Annotated in this window: 1 protein-coding gene; it reads left to right on the plus strand. The window is 37.1% G+C overall.

The window, feature by feature from the left end:
- Positions 1-98 precede the first annotated feature (98 nt).
- On the plus strand, positions 99-353 hold a 255-nt coding region (locus JIG41_RS01510), incomplete at its 3' end, for a transposase domain-containing protein (RefSeq protein WP_199524167.1).

Raw genomic sequence — 353 nt, forward strand, 5'->3', positions numbered from 1 at the left:
CGCTTAATGCAGATCAGTTAAGCATATTTTTATGATCACTTGACTGATCTTTTCATAGCTTCACAATCCGATATTAGAAATAGTATCGGATTTTTTTTATGTCTCTAATTCAACACTTTGATGATATGTCCTCCTTTTTAGATGATGTACATACACTCGACAAACTTAAGCAGGTTCTTGACCCTGATATTCTTGAACAAGCATTTGAACATGCGGGAGTTGCCACTGTTCGTAAAAGGCGGTTACCGCTAGAAGCTATTATGTGGTCTGTAATTGGTATGAGTTTATTCCGAAACGAAACTGTGTGGGATATTGCTAACAGACTCGACATATCCTTGCCTGGAAAAAACAAA

Origin of the sequence: Pseudoalteromonas sp. bablab_jr011, from assembly GCF_016464045.1 — a bacterium.
GTDB classification, from domain to species: domain Bacteria; phylum Pseudomonadota; class Gammaproteobacteria; order Enterobacterales; family Alteromonadaceae; genus Pseudoalteromonas; species Pseudoalteromonas lipolytica.